Here is a 13,255-nt window from a genome sequence, read left to right on the forward strand (position 1 = left end):
CCTCAGTGCGATTTGCGCCCGGTGTGAAAGCGCTTTTCCAGATACTGGCTGTAGCGCGACATGCTAAAACAGAAAATCCAATAGACGAGGGCGGCGAAAACATATCCCTCAGTCGACATACCCAGCCAGGTAGGGTCAACCGTTGCCTGCTGTACGCTACTGAACAGATCGAACAGGCCAATGATGATAACCAGGCTGGTGTCTTTAAACAGCGCGATGATGGTGTTAACCAGCCCCGGGATGGTGAGCTTGAGCGCCTGGGGGAGAATGACCAGAACCTGCGTTTTCCAGTAGCCCAGCGCCAGCGACTCCGCCGCTTCATACTGCCCTTTGGGAAGCGCCTGTAACCCCCCACGTACGACTTCGGCAATATAGGCCGACTGGAACAGGATCACCCCGACCAGAGCGCGCACCAGCTTATCGATAGTGCTCCCTTCGGCCATAAACAGCGGCAGCATCACCGATGACATAAACAGCACGGTAATCAGCGGCACGCCCCGCCAGAACTCAATAAAGATCACCGACAAGGTGCGAACCACCGGCATCGTTGAGCGCCGCCCCAGCGCCAGTAAAATCCCCAACGGCAACGCGCCAGCAATCCCGACAGCGGCGATAATTAACGTCAGCGTCAGGCCCCCCCACTGGCGGGTTTCAACGCGATCGAGGCCGAGAAAACCGCCGTACATCAGGCACCAGACGATGAGAGGATAGACCACGGCCCAACAGGCGATATAACGGCCCCGGCGCGGCATCGACTTGATAAATATCGGGATAATCGACAGCAGGCCGGTTACCAGCGCGAGGTTAATACGCCAGCGCAGTTCATGCGGATACAGCCCATACATAAACTGGCCAAAGCGTGCATGGATAAACACCCAGCAGGCGCCTTCTTTGGTACAGTCGGCACGGGTGGTACCCAGCCAGTTAGCCTGAAAGACCAGCCAGTTTAGCGCCGGTGGTATAACGTTGCAGATAACCCACAGGCACAACAGTGTCAGCAGCGTATTGAACCAGCTGGAGAACAGATTTTTACGTGCCCAGCCCCAGGCTTTACGCACCGGGTTAGTGGAGGCTGGCGGTGTTTCATGTGTGGTAGCAAACATAGTCATTCCGTTCTCTTAACGCTCAACCAGCGCAATTTTGCGGTTGTAGAGGTTCATCAGCAGCGAAATCATCAGACTGATAAGCAGGTACACCGCCATGGTGATGGCAATGGTCTCGATAGCCTGACCGGTCTGATTCAGTACCGTCCCGGCAAACAGCGAGACCATATCCGGGTAACCGATCGCCGCCGCCAGTGAAGAGTTTTTCACAATATTGAGGTACTGACTGGTCAGCGGGGGAATGATGACCCGCATCGCCTGGGGGATGATCACCTGCCGCATGGTCACGGGATTCGGCAACCCCAGCGACCGGGCCGCTTCACCCTGTCCATGCGGCACTGACTGGATTCCGGAACGAATCACTTCGGCAATAAACGAAGAGGTGTAGATCGACAGCGCCAGGGTCAACGAAGCCAGTTCCGGGATCATGACGAACCCGCCCCGGAAGTTAAATCCGCGCAGCTGTGGAACATCCCAGTGAGTAGCGGCGCCAAACAGCATATGAGCGATCAGCGGGAAGATGACGATCATCGCGGCGGCCAGCGGCCAGGTTCGCCGCAGCTGACCAGTTTTCAACTGATGCTGACGGTTGTAATGCCGTAAACCGATGCTGCCGGCGATCGCCAGTGCCAGGGCGATAACGAACGGCCAGCTGCCTGGCGCGTAGGTCGGCCAGGGGATGTACAGACCGCGGTTGCTGACAAATGCCAGATCGAATGCGCTTAATGCCTCTCGCGGGCCAGGTAAATTACGCAGCACGGCGAAATACCAGAAGAAAATTTGCAGCAGTGGCGGAATATTACGGAACGTTTCGATATAGAAGGTCGAGAGCTTGCGCAGCAGCCAGTTATCCGACAGACGCGCGAGGCCAATGAAGAACCCGAGCACCGAAGCGAATACAATGCACAGCGCGGAAACCAGCAGGGTGTTGGTTAACCCCACAAGGAAGACGCGAGCATAGGTATCGCCTTCCGTATAATCAATCAGATGCTGGACGATACCGAAACCGGCGCTTCGCTCAAGAAAACCAAAACCGGAGGTAATACCGCGATTGGCCAGGTTGATCACCGTGTTGTGGATCAGATATCCCACAATAGCAAGCACGGCTACGATGGCGGCCATCTGGTAAAGCCAGGCGCGAACCGTAGGGTTACCGAATGAAAAATCCCTTTTTACGGTTGGGCGTTGAGACATGTTGAAACCTCAATAAAAATAGCGCATTGGCTACCACCCGTGCGGGGCGGCAGCCGTCTGGAAGGCAGTATTAACGTACCGGCGGTGCGTACTGGATGCCGCCCTGGTTCCAGAGCGCATTCTGTCCACGCGCGATTTTCAGAGCACTATCTTTACCGACGTTGCGGTCAAAACTTTCCTGATAGTTACCAACCTGTTTAATGATGTTGAACGCCCATTTGTTGTCGAGCTTCAGGTCTTTGCCAAAGTCACCTTCCGCCCCCAGCAGGTGAGCGATGTCCGGGTTAGACGGTTTTGCCGCCATCTGCTCAACGTTTTTCGACGTGATCCCCATCTCTTCTGCGTTCAGCATGGCGTACAGCGACCATTTAACGATGGTGAACCAGTCATCATCGCCACGGCGAACAACCGGGCCCAGCGGCTCTTTCGAAATCACTTCCGGCAGAACAATAAATTCATCTGGTTTGCCCAGCTTAATACGCAGCGCATACAGCTGAGACTGGTCGGAAGCCAGCGTATCGCAACGACCGCTGTCGAGGGCTTTCGCCGACTCGTCTGAGCGATCGAAGGTTACGGGCGTGTATTGCATTTTGTTGGCTTTGAAGTAATCGGCCACGTTCAGTTCCGTATCCGTACCTGCCTGGATACATACGGTGGCGCCATCCAGCTCTTTAGCGCTTTTGAGGCCCGCTTTTTTATGGGTCAGAAAGCCAATACCGTCGTAGTAGTTAACCCCGGCGAACAAGAATCCCATCCCGCCATCGCGCGAAGAGGTCCAGGTTGTATTACGCGACAGAATATCCACTTCACCGGATTGCAGAGCGGTAAAGCGCTCTTTTGCCGTCAGCGGGGTATATTTGACCTTGCTCGCATCGCCAAACACTGCCGCTGCCGTAGCCCGACAGATATCGACATCAATACCGGTGAATTTGCCGTTAGCATCGGCATAAGAGAAGCCCGGTAAACCATCGCTGATACCGCACTGAACAAAGCCTTTTTTCTTAATTGCATCCAGCGTAGTACCCGCATGCGCTTGCTGCGCGACAGCGAACAGAGAAGCCGCGGCGACCAGGGTGGAGAACATTATTTTTTTCATAAAGCATCCTGTATGGAGATATCGTGTTGTTATGTGGTCGTGGTGCGCATTTAACCGTACGTTTGTTACTGTGTCGGTCTGCCATATCGATAAAGGCAATTTTGATGCCATCTTTGTATCTTGATGAAACACATAGAAAGATTTCGCCTTCTACTGACGTCTCCAGAAAGCTATGGATATTATCGAGCACCAAAATGGAACAATTGCGGCCATCGCCGTCGCAAACGGTGCAAGAGTTTCACAAAAAGAAAGCAGGGCGTGCAGAGCCGCCGCCGGGATTGTTATATTCACGATGGGCCTGCCGCGGCCTTGAGAGATATCTATTGGCGAGAAGGGGGAAGGTATCGCTAACGGGCGGGAGAAATGAAAAGGAAAAACCGCACGCGAGTTGCTGTCACTATCGCCACCACAATGACGATAACTGTTTCATCCGCGACCCATCCCATTAAAGCTCAATATCTGTATATTAATAAAAAGGAGAAATCAGGGAATATCGTAAACGCCAGGGTCATGTTGATCGGCTATTTTGCTTTTTTTCGTATTATCGAGGGAGTTAATCTATGCCTGTACAAGTGGGAATCTATATTTTCGATAATGTTGAAGTTCTCGATTTTGCCGGGCCTTATGAGGTTTTTACATGCGCCTCCAGGGTGCATCGGGGAGAGCCGGCACTGTTTAATGTTTTTACGATAGGCGAAACGCAGGAAACCGTATATGCACGCGCTGGCCTCAAACTTACCCCTGAAGTGACGATAGCCAACGCCCCACCAATAGACTGCCTGATTATTCCCGGCGGCGTGGTGGATGCAGAGCTGAAAAAGGACCATGTCATTGCCTGGATCCGTCAGCAGTCATTCACCACGGCGATCACCGCCTCCGTGTGCACAGGGGCGTTTTTACTCGCCAGGGCCGGCATTTTATCCGACAAAGCGGCCACCACCCATTGGGAGAATATCGCCGATCTGCGAACGATGTTCCCGCAGCTAGCCGTAAAAGAGGGCGTGCGTTGGGTTGATGAGGGGCCGATTGTCTCCTCCGCCGGGATCTCGGCGGGTATTGATATGTGCCTGCATTTAGTCGAACGCTTTTCCGAACGGGCGCTGGCCGAGCGTACGGCAAAACAGCTGGCGTTTGACTGGACCGAGAATACGCCAGGGGTTTGAGTTTGCTGTGTTGATTTGTGTAGCATTTCTATATACGAAGTCTATAATTGTATATAGAAATGCTACACAAGAGGTATCTATGAAACCGGACATCCGTGAAGCCCCGATAAATATTCGGGCAAAAACATCACAACGCGATCTTATCGACATGGCCGCAAACCTTGTATCAAAATCACGTACTGATTTTATGCTCGAGGCGGCCTGCCGCGAGGCCCAGGACATTCTGCTGGATCAGCGCTTATTTCTGCTGGACGATAAGCAGTTTGAGTCATTTATTGAAGAGCTTGATGCCCCTATGACAGCGGAGCGCCAGGCGCGTATTGATAACCTGATGAACCGCAAATCGCCATGGGAATGAGGCCCCCGGAATCACTCACCCCTGAACACGACATTGCTGAATTTTGTTGCCAGGACCCAGGTCTTAATGAGTGGTTGAAGAAGAAAGCACTGAAAAACCACAGTACGGGCATTTCAAGGGTCTATGTGGTCTGTGCCGGGAACACAAACAGGGTGATCGCGTATTACTGCTTGTCTTCCGGAAGTGTGCACCGAAACACAGTTCCTGGGACCTACCGTCGTAATGCACCTGAGTCCGTACCGGTCATCGTTCAGGGAAGGCTTGCGGTCGATGTATCCTGGGCAGGAAAGGGACTCGGAGCTGCGCTGCTTAAGGACGCCATATACCGCACCCAAAACATCGCAGTGCAGGTTGGCGTGAGGGCGCTTCTCGTCCACGCCCTGAATGATGAAGTCAGGGATTTTTATACCCGGTTTGGTTTTGAGCCTTCTATTGTTAACGTTCTGACATTATTGTTCCCGATCAGACTCTGAAATTGCGCCGCTGTAGCGGCTCTGCCAGCACCTTGAATACGGAGCGCCTTATGGTCACCACACATGTTTTTATCGCGGTCAGTCTTGATGGCTACATCGCCCGCCAGGATGGCGATATTGGCTGGCTGTTACAGCGCGATGATCCGACAGAGGATCATGGTTATGCCGCGTTCATCGCTGACAAAGATTGGATCGTTATGGGCCGGGGGAGCTATGAGAAGATACTGACCTTTGACGAATGGCCTTATGACCGGCCCGTGCTGGTGCTCTCCCGGCAGTTAGCCGATACCCCTGTGCCCGGGGCACTTAAGGGCAAAGTGCAGTTCTCTAATCGCACGCCGAAAGAGGTGATTGATGACCTGGCGACGCAGAACGCACATCGCGTCTATATCGACGGCGGGCAGCTGATACAGTCGTTCCTGCGCGAAGGGCTGGTTGCCGATATTGTTATCACTACCATTCCTGTCCTGCTCGGTTCGGGAAAGCCGCTGTTCGGATCCCTTCCCCATGATATTGATTTGACGCTGTTATCAAGCCGAAGCTTCCCCTCGGGTCTGGTGCAGTCGTACTATCGTCTGACGCCATAAACCGCATATAAACATAGCGTAGGCCTGCGCTTAAGCGAAATATCCCAGCCGGTAGTCAGTAATGAAGGGCAGGGAAGTTCCATTTTTTAGAATTAAAGACCGCAAGAAATGGCTTATAGTTGAATTAATGATGAAGGCCTGAGTAATCGCCTGCATCATTTAAATGCGATTGACAATCCATTCAATTGCACCAGGGGTGCGAATCCAGGGCTTTATATTATTATTCACGTAATAAATGGCTTCATCCATTCCACCTAACGTGATGTATCCACTGTTAGACTTGGGCTGCAATCTGTACTTCGATAACAACCCGGGGATGTGTCTATTAGAATCAATCGTAGCTTTAGCGATATCATCGGCATCCGGGGATGACTGTCGGTAGGCGAGGAGGGCGCGTGTATACTGAAGAAACGGGCGCACATCACCTGAATAATCATCCAGTAATAAGGTCAGATCATCCACCATTTCGAGTTCAAGGTAATAGTTCGTTAATAAATGACGAATCCCCTGGTTATCGTTCGGATTGAGCTTAAGCATTTCTCGGCAATGAGCCATGGCTGGGTGGAAATTACCTGACTCCCATAAGGCATCAGCCAAAGCTGCTTTTGCTCTCATATAGGGACGTGTTTCGACAAATCCCCAGAAATTGCCCGCGAATTCCTGGAAATCTTCGCCAAGTGCGATGTTGGCAGCATACAGCGCCGTTTCAAGATAACTGACTTTTGACTCAGGAGACTCTTCAGATATCTTGCTGTAGAAGGAGTATGCGTCAGCGCAGAGCGGAGATTTTTTGATAGCTTTTCTTATGAGTTTCAGCACCGTGTCCAGGTCATCAGTTTCCCAGGCATCGAACATAAACTCCTGAGCTGCAGCCAGATCCTGCTGTAATTGCTCAGAACTGACGGCGTTTTTATATACATCAACGCGCTTTTTAGTTGGGAATTTAATCATCTCAAATATCCTTTGGGTGCTCACCGTTACCCGATACTTTGCAGCACTGATGGTCGATTCTACCGCTTTGAACTTGCCACAAACAAGCTCGGGTCTGCCAGCGTAGTATTTGTATCAGCTCGCCAGTACAGGGCCGCCGGTAACGAGGCTGATGAATTTTCGGTGCGCGTTGTCTGCGGGGGATCCAGAGTCCGGCTTTTATCATGAGACGTCTGATGATTTCCTTGCCCAGGACCAGGCCGTGGACTTCCTCCAGTTTCTCCCGTGCCAGCGTGGTGCCAAAATCGCGGTAGCGTTCCCGGATGATACTCAGTGCCTGGTCAGTCAGTGACGTGGGCAACAGACGGTTACCAGTGCGACCACGACTCTGGTTATTCATACCAAGCGACCCGGACTGGCGATAACGTTTCAGCAGACGGCTGCAATGACGTGGCGTGATGCCGAGCATCTCGGCAGCCTGGCCAGGACGTAGGTTACGCTCAATGACATCCTGAAGAATTTTGAGGCGGTTGATTTCTTTCACGGTGAACATCCCGGCATCATGTATAGCCATAGAAAACTCCTCATACCGGCGCTGGTAAAAAATGAAGGGTGGGGGAAAGTGGTCCAGCGCGTGGCCGGGCAGTCGCTTATCAGCTCCAGCCTGAATACTAGTATCAATGGCGGTAGCTTCAAGGACAATCTGACAAATGCCCTGCTGGCAAACATTGGCAACCAGATTAATGCTGAAGGAGCAGGGCTGATTGGTGACAACGGCGAGGTACTGGGGCTGCCTTGCAGGGCCCTGAGTCACGCGGTGGTCTCGGGCATCAGTGCAGAAATCGGTCGCGGTGACGGGAAAGGGGCCGCTGCAGGAGCGCTGGCGGCAGAAATGGCCGGGGTTATCATGTATCCCAGTCTGTTTGCTCCAAAATATGATGCTGATGTGACGGGCCAGATTGCTGATTTACTCAATGCCATGCAGCAAAAAGAAACTAATGAACAGGTTGCCAGAGTTATTGGTTCATTAGCTGGTGCAGTTGTGACAAACAGCTCTTCAGGAGCATACAGTGGCGCAGATGCCGCTCAACTGGTTTATCGCTATAACTTTGATGAACACTTGATTGAGCCCATGGTGGCCGCTGTTGCGGCCGATTATGAAGCGGCCAAAAACGGAGATAAAGCGGCACAGCAGCGTATCGATAACAGAACCTCAATATCTTTTCTGCTTATTGACATGATGCCTGTAGTAGGGACTATCAGCTCATTTGCTGAGGCTGAAACAAAACTTGACTACACACTGGCGGCCGTAACTATATTGCCAGGGGCTGGTTCGGCAATTAAAAATGCCTCAAAAATAGCACGCCAGTTGCGTAATGAAGGTAAAATCAGTGAAGCTATCCGGGAATGGATGCGTCAGGATGTTAGTGGAAAAGAGGCAGAAGAGATTGCTTCCGAGGGAGCAGTATCTGCGGATCATTTCATCTGGCATCCAGTGACGCGCGCTGTAGGGAATGTGAAAAACCAGGGGGCGGAGCTTATCAAGCCAGCCGGGTGAACGACCAGCGTAACGGGACTTGAATCTCATACAACGTGACTTACCACATGTAAGACACCCTGAGTATACATTTTTCATAGAAATTAATGCTAATGTACGCATACATTAACATTAATTCACTTTATTTTTCCGCCGCTCTTTTTGGCTTTCGGCATGTAATAAGAATGCAGTTCAGTCCACACAGTTCTGATTAATTTAATTTTTTATCAAGAAATACCGGGGTGATTTACGCCGGCATTAGGCATGGAAGCGCTCACTTCTCTTCCCCTGTATCAGTGCTCACCCGTTTACCAATATCCTTTAGCTGTGAAATTTTCTCGAGCAGTTGTGGGCCATCATCAAGACTGGTGGCAAACATCCACATATAGGTCATCACTGAGTAAATATGCCCGGCGCTTATCCCCGCCGACTTCGTCATCCAGATAATGGTCAGGCTAAATAGCAGGGCGACAAGCACACCAATGGACAGATAGCCTATGGCTTCACGGTCAGAGAGGCGTATACGTAATTTGGCGAGCGTAGAATAATGTCGCTGCAAAGATAAAGTTGTAGCTTTCGTAACAAAATCAACCTCCTTTTCAAGACGGTTGTTAAGCCTGTTATATAGCGTTTCATTTTTCCTGGCAAAACCGGGTAGAAAGCATGCAAGGAAAGCCAGAATGACCAGACAGGCAACACCTGCCCAGGATTCAATAATCATCAACATCACCGCAGCACCGCACATCGATACCAGCGAAGTGATGAGCATAGGCAGATGCAATTCAAAGAAATCAACAAACTCTCGCGACAACGCCACGCGCGCTGCAACGGTTGAATGATTAAAATTATTTTTACGTTGTGCCATGACCACAGAGACCGCCAGGGTCGCATAGATTCTGGCAAAAGTCCGGGTATCCACGCTTCTGCGCGCCGCACCCAGGCACCAGATAAATAAGATCATCAGCCCATAAAGTACTGCATTTAACGTCAGCCCCGACAGTATGGCGTTAATGGAGGCGCCTGCAAGGATGGGGTACAACAGATAGGTGACGTTTTCGGCAACAACCAGCAAAAATGTAAACAACAGTTTTTTGCGGTAGCGACTGGCAAGTAATCTTAAGGTGCCAGAGGCACTTGTGTTCGCGGAGGGCACAGGGATATTTTCAGTGTTCATCAGTGATAATTTTGTTAAAATAGAGCGATTGCTCAATGATAAAAACATGCTATTTGAGCATTTGCTCAAAGTCAATAGAGGTGAATGATGAAAGCTAAATCCGAGCTGATGAAAGAGAGAATTCTTAAGGCTGCTGTGGACTTGTTTATTGAGAAGGGGATTGAAAAGGTTACAACGCGCGATCTGACTGAATATTTAGGCATATCCCGTAGCCATACATATCACTATTTTAAAGACTGGCAGTCCCTGTGTCTCGCAGCGGTAACAAACTTTATGAATGACGAACTGGAAGAGTTTTGCTCCATCATTCAACCTTTAAGCGCCAGTGAAAAGTTGCAGGAATTTATTGATGGTATGATTTCCAACGCCCCAGACCCGACCCGAAAGCTATATGGTTCCTTATGGTTGCTTTCCTCCCATGACGAAGCCTACGCGAGTTTGATGCGGACCGTTTTGGACAAGTGGCAGCAGGTGCTGGTGAACATTATCCAGTCAGGCATGGATGAGCGTACGTTTCGCATTGTCGATGCGCAACGCGTAGCGCGGCAGTTGGATGCCATGCTATTTGGTTACGGTGAACACCTGTTAACCTTACCCTCTGAAGGTTTAGTTAAGCTGGCGAAGGAAGATATAGATGATTTTATTCAACGAAACATACTCCATGATCGCCTGCGCCAGCCCTGACGGACGGTTACTTCTGAGCATCAGATTAACATTCCTAAAATAATAGGCCTTATAAACAATGGATACAGTGCAACAAAAATATCACGGGAACTCAATATTTCACGCTCAACCGTTTATAAAGTAATAAAAGAGCCAGCTGATATTTAATTTTATAAATTATAAAGGCTTATACATGATTAAATATATAGTTTCATTTTCAATTGTAATTGTCGTTTTCATTATTTTTTTTCTTACCCGATTATCTGATTTCGAACTTTCAGGGTACGGGCAACAACGCTCTGTATCTTTTAAGCATAATAACGATGTTCTGGCGGGAACGTTGATTCTGCCTCCCGGTAAGCTTTCTCCTCCATTTGTGCTTTTAGTTCATGGAGACGGACCTCAGGACCGCTGGTCAGAAGGTGGATATATTCCATTGGTTAAATTCCTTGTCTCACAGGGAATAGCCGTTTATTCATGGGATAAACCTGGCGTGGGTAAAAGTACAGGTAACTGGCTGGCACAGACAATGCCAGATCGCGCAGAGGAGGCGGTTTTGGCGTTAAAAAAACTGAGGGAACAGCCAGAACTGAAAAAAAGTCGCGGAGGTTATCTTGGCTTCTCGCAGGCAGGTTGGGTTGTACCGCAGGCAAGCCAGCTGACAGCAACTCAATTTGCTGTACTGACAGGTGCGGCGATAAACTGGCGGAATCAGAGCATATACTATACAGGACAAAGACTTAAAATCGAAGGTCGCACTCTGAATGATATTCAGGAAGCTAAAAAGCATGAAGCAGTGGTTTTTGACCGTCAGTTTACAGAAGAAGCAGTTGTTCTCCCCTGCAACTCCCGATGTACGCGCCAGGACTTCGAACGCAGGAATGCCCTGGCTGATGCGACGAAAGATATTTCCGGCACACATACTCCGGTATTAATTCTGATGGGCAAGGATGACCGGAATGTAGACTCTGATGAAACAGCAGCGGCCTGGGCCAAAACACTACCGGTGGGCACTCCCCGTTGCATCAGGCAGTTGCCGGGGGCCACTCACGGGCTTTTAAGAAGTGAATGGTTTGATTATCAGCTTTCCTCTCAGTGGCCTTTGTGGAAACAGGGATTGTTTCTGCTGTCAGGGAGATACGCATATTCGCCCGGAGCACTCAGGACTGTCTCATCATGGATCCTGAATCAGAACTGTGTGGATTGAACTGCATTCTTATTACATGCCGGAAGCCAAACAAAGGGGCGGAAAAAAGAGTTTTTTTTGCCCAATTTCATAAAGCCTTCTTGCACCGTTATTCTCCGTAATAACATCCAGAGTAAGGTTTTTATCTTGCTGAACAGCTAAACAGGATTTGACGGTTGCGCTGGGCGGCATCGGTGTCGGACCTGTGATTCTGGCGTTGTTGGAAAACCTGAAACAGGCAGACGAAAATCAGCCATGGATTCGACTTTTCGACAAGCAAAGCAAGCGCTTCGAAACCCGGGAAATTTTATTCGGGATTTCAGTACGAAAACGAGCTGACGTATTTAGTCGTGATTGTTTATAAGGTATTACAGGGCATTTAAGGTCCGCTTCGCTCACAGCAGACATCAAGCAACTTGCATCAGGCGGCTCGTCGCATCATCAACATAAACCAGAGCAGTACAGGCGGGAGCACGGTTCTCAAACCAGTGATGGTCGCAACCATCAATCTGGATCAGTTCACCGCAACAGGCACGGCGATAGCGTGGCTGCTGAATCTTTGGTGCTCGTTGCTTGCAGGGGATCCATAAACCAGCCTGTGTCATCAGCTTGCGTACCGTCTCTTTGGCCAGATACAGCCCATGAACCTCGGCGAGCTTTTCACAGGCTAAAGTCGGGCCAAAATCAGCGTAGCGTTCGCGGATAATACGTAGTGCTCGTTCAGCGAGGCCCGGCATGAGTTGCCGGTTGCCAGGCTGGCCACGACGGCGGTTAACAAGTGAAAGTGGCCCATGTTCACGATAGCGCTCCAGCAACCGTCGGCAGTGTCTGTCAGATATCTCAAGCCGGGTTGCTGCAAGACGTGTGGTAAGACGGCGGTCGATAACGTCCTGAAGGATCCTGAGTCGGTTTACATCGTTCATTGAGAAAAACTCCGTTCCGTATGCCGTCATGAGTCTCATCCTTTCTGTGGTGAGACTGTAGCGCGGACATGTCTATTTGGTCAGAGACGGACATCTCAATTTAGCTGATACACCAACTGTCAAGGCTCAATTGAAATGTCCGTTATCCAGCTCAATTAAAATGACCACTTTGATCTCTCATTCTCTTTACTGATAGACTTTCCTCCGACTGAAACAACAGGATGATTGAGCCCATGCTTCGATACGAGTTAACGCCGAACAATGCAGGTTTTATACTGTGGGGAGATTCAGAAGCCCTGAATGAATTACATGAACTCATTCATTACATCGTGGATGAAAGCCCACTGATTAAAGTTAAAGACGGATTTATGTTATCCCTTGCCTATGATATTCGTAAAGCACGGGAAGGTAATCGTCGTGTTGAGCAACATCAGTATGATCAACATGATACATATAAGCTTTATGGTGTTGAGCTTTTATGGCCTCTGGTCCTGGTACAGTCCTCAATACTCAGAAACTCAATGGGTTATATTCAGACAGACAAAAACCAGCTGTCTGTCATGTATGCCTTTGAATACCTGATAGAATCAGCATTAACAGAGTCTGAGAGAACAACGTCGAATGATATTATGCTAACAGTAAAATATGCATCAGACTCTGATTTTAATTTCATTGAGGATAATATTGACAGCAGGTGCTGCTATTTTATCAGCCTATCTCCGGAGCAAAGAAAAAAGCAGTTAATCAGTATTGTTCGTTCTTTTCATTCATTATGGGGTAAGTATGCCCGTGAAAAGCAGGACATAAAGATGCTGAACGAAATGAATAATACATCATGGGTCTGGCCGGACAATATCAACTGGTGAGC

At 49.7% G+C, this 13,255-nt stretch carries 14 protein-coding genes and 4 pseudogenes; 11 read left to right on the forward strand and 7 right to left on the reverse strand.

Going from position 1 to position 13,255, the window contains the following annotated elements:
* Positions 1-2: 2 nt before the first annotated feature.
* The 3 genes from Electrica_RS12350 to Electrica_RS12360 form a co-directional block, all read right to left on the reverse strand.
* Positions 3-1,103: an amino acid ABC transporter permease gene (locus tag Electrica_RS12350; RefSeq protein WP_131050358.1), complete on the reverse strand. Its 1,101-nt coding sequence runs from the start codon at positions 1,101-1,103 to the stop codon at positions 3-5.
* A gap of 15 nt (positions 1,104-1,118) precedes the next feature.
* A complete protein-coding gene (locus tag Electrica_RS12355; protein WP_131050357.1) occupies positions 1,119-2,297 on the reverse strand; it encodes an amino acid ABC transporter permease in 1,179 nt (392 codons plus the stop codon).
* A 70-nt stretch (positions 2,298-2,367) separates the two neighbouring features.
* Complete coding sequence (locus tag Electrica_RS12360) at positions 2,368-3,393, reverse strand: amino acid ABC transporter substrate-binding protein (RefSeq protein WP_100683707.1); 1,026 nt, start codon at positions 3,391-3,393, stop codon at positions 2,368-2,370.
* Positions 3,394-3,953: 560 nt separating this feature from the next.
* Here Electrica_RS12360 and Electrica_RS12365 point away from each other — a divergent pair.
* The 4 genes from Electrica_RS12365 to Electrica_RS12380 all read left to right on the forward strand — a co-directional run bounded on the left by Electrica_RS12365 (position 3,954) and on the right by Electrica_RS12380 (position 5,974).
* Entirely contained in the window at positions 3,954-4,556 is a 603-nt protein-coding gene (locus tag Electrica_RS12365) for a DJ-1/PfpI family protein (RefSeq protein ID WP_141964593.1), read from the forward strand.
* Positions 4,557-4,635: 79 nt separating this feature from the next.
* Positions 4,636-4,914: a type II toxin-antitoxin system TacA family antitoxin gene (locus Electrica_RS12370; protein ID WP_100683705.1), complete on the forward strand. Its 279-nt coding sequence runs from the start codon at positions 4,636-4,638 to the stop codon at positions 4,912-4,914.
* Positions 4,905-5,387: a GNAT family N-acetyltransferase gene (locus tag Electrica_RS12375; protein ID WP_141964594.1), complete on the forward strand. Its 483-nt coding sequence runs from the start codon at positions 4,905-4,907 to the stop codon at positions 5,385-5,387. Before Electrica_RS12370 ends, Electrica_RS12375 begins: the two co-directional genes overlap by 10 nt.
* A gap of 50 nt (positions 5,388-5,437) precedes the next feature.
* Complete coding sequence (locus Electrica_RS12380; RefSeq protein WP_100683703.1) at positions 5,438-5,974, forward strand: dihydrofolate reductase family protein; 537 nt, start codon at positions 5,438-5,440, stop codon at positions 5,972-5,974.
* Positions 5,975-6,133: 159 nt separating this feature from the next.
* On the opposite strand, the gene Electrica_RS12385 is transcribed toward Electrica_RS12380, so the two are convergent.
* Positions 6,134-6,925 carry a tetratricopeptide repeat protein gene (locus Electrica_RS12385; protein ID WP_141964595.1) on the reverse strand — a complete coding sequence of 264 codons (792 nt, stop codon included), beginning with the start codon at positions 6,923-6,925 and terminating at the stop codon, positions 6,134-6,136.
* Positions 6,926-7,031: 106 nt separating this feature from the next.
* Positions 7,032-7,478, reverse strand: a pseudogene (locus Electrica_RS12390) (helix-turn-helix domain-containing protein); the annotation flags it as partial.
* A 36-nt stretch (positions 7,479-7,514) separates the two neighbouring features.
* Here Electrica_RS12390 and Electrica_RS29290 point away from each other — a divergent pair.
* Together Electrica_RS29290 and Electrica_RS12400 are read left to right on the forward strand one after the other, a co-directional pair.
* A pseudogene (locus tag Electrica_RS29290) lies at positions 7,515-7,803 on the forward strand (DUF637 domain-containing protein); the annotation flags it as partial.
* A gap of 494 nt (positions 7,804-8,297) precedes the next feature.
* Positions 8,298-8,462: pseudogene (locus Electrica_RS12400) on the forward strand (SOS response-associated peptidase); the annotation flags it as partial.
* A gap of 253 nt (positions 8,463-8,715) precedes the next feature.
* On the opposite strand, the gene Electrica_RS12405 reads toward Electrica_RS12400, so the two are convergent.
* Positions 8,716-9,615 (reverse strand): ABC transporter six-transmembrane domain-containing protein, encoded by a 900-nt coding sequence (locus Electrica_RS12405; protein WP_131050350.1) that lies wholly within the window; start codon positions 9,613-9,615, stop codon positions 8,716-8,718.
* 87 nt (positions 9,616-9,702) lie between these two features.
* On the opposite strand from Electrica_RS12405, the gene Electrica_RS12410 reads away from it, so the two are divergent.
* The 4 genes from Electrica_RS12410 to Electrica_RS12425 all read left to right on the forward strand — a co-directional run bounded on the left by Electrica_RS12410 (position 9,703) and on the right by Electrica_RS12425 (position 11,828).
* Positions 9,703-10,299 carry a TetR/AcrR family transcriptional regulator gene (locus tag Electrica_RS12410; protein ID WP_131050349.1) on the forward strand — a complete coding sequence of 199 codons (597 nt, stop codon included), beginning with the start codon at positions 9,703-9,705 and terminating at the stop codon, positions 10,297-10,299.
* A gap of 51 nt (positions 10,300-10,350) precedes the next feature.
* Positions 10,351-10,446, forward strand: a complete 96-nt coding sequence (locus tag Electrica_RS29295; RefSeq protein WP_407081259.1) for a helix-turn-helix domain-containing protein — start codon at positions 10,351-10,353, stop codon at positions 10,444-10,446.
* Between the two features lie 25 nt (positions 10,447-10,471).
* Positions 10,472-11,485, forward strand: a complete 1,014-nt coding sequence (locus tag Electrica_RS12420; protein WP_131050348.1) for an alpha/beta hydrolase family protein — start codon at positions 10,472-10,474, stop codon at positions 11,483-11,485.
* A 148-nt stretch (positions 11,486-11,633) separates the two neighbouring features.
* Positions 11,634-11,828, forward strand: a complete 195-nt coding sequence (locus Electrica_RS12425) for a hypothetical protein (RefSeq protein ID WP_141964596.1) — start codon at positions 11,634-11,636, stop codon at positions 11,826-11,828.
* 49 nt (positions 11,829-11,877) lie between these two features.
* Here the strand turns inward: Electrica_RS12425 and Electrica_RS12430 are convergent.
* Positions 11,878-12,417 (reverse strand): annotated as a pseudogene (locus Electrica_RS12430) (helix-turn-helix domain-containing protein); the annotation flags it as partial.
* Positions 12,418-12,620: 203 nt separating this feature from the next.
* On the opposite strand from Electrica_RS12430, the gene Electrica_RS12435 reads away from it, so the two are divergent.
* Positions 12,621-13,253: a DUF6904 family protein gene (locus Electrica_RS12435; protein ID WP_001567369.1), complete on the forward strand. Its 633-nt coding sequence runs from the start codon at positions 12,621-12,623 to the stop codon at positions 13,251-13,253.
* The last annotated feature ends 2 nt before the right edge of the window (positions 13,254-13,255 follow it).

This window comes from Klebsiella electrica, assembly GCF_006711645.1.
Taxonomy (GTDB): domain Bacteria; phylum Pseudomonadota; class Gammaproteobacteria; order Enterobacterales; family Enterobacteriaceae; genus Klebsiella; species Klebsiella electrica.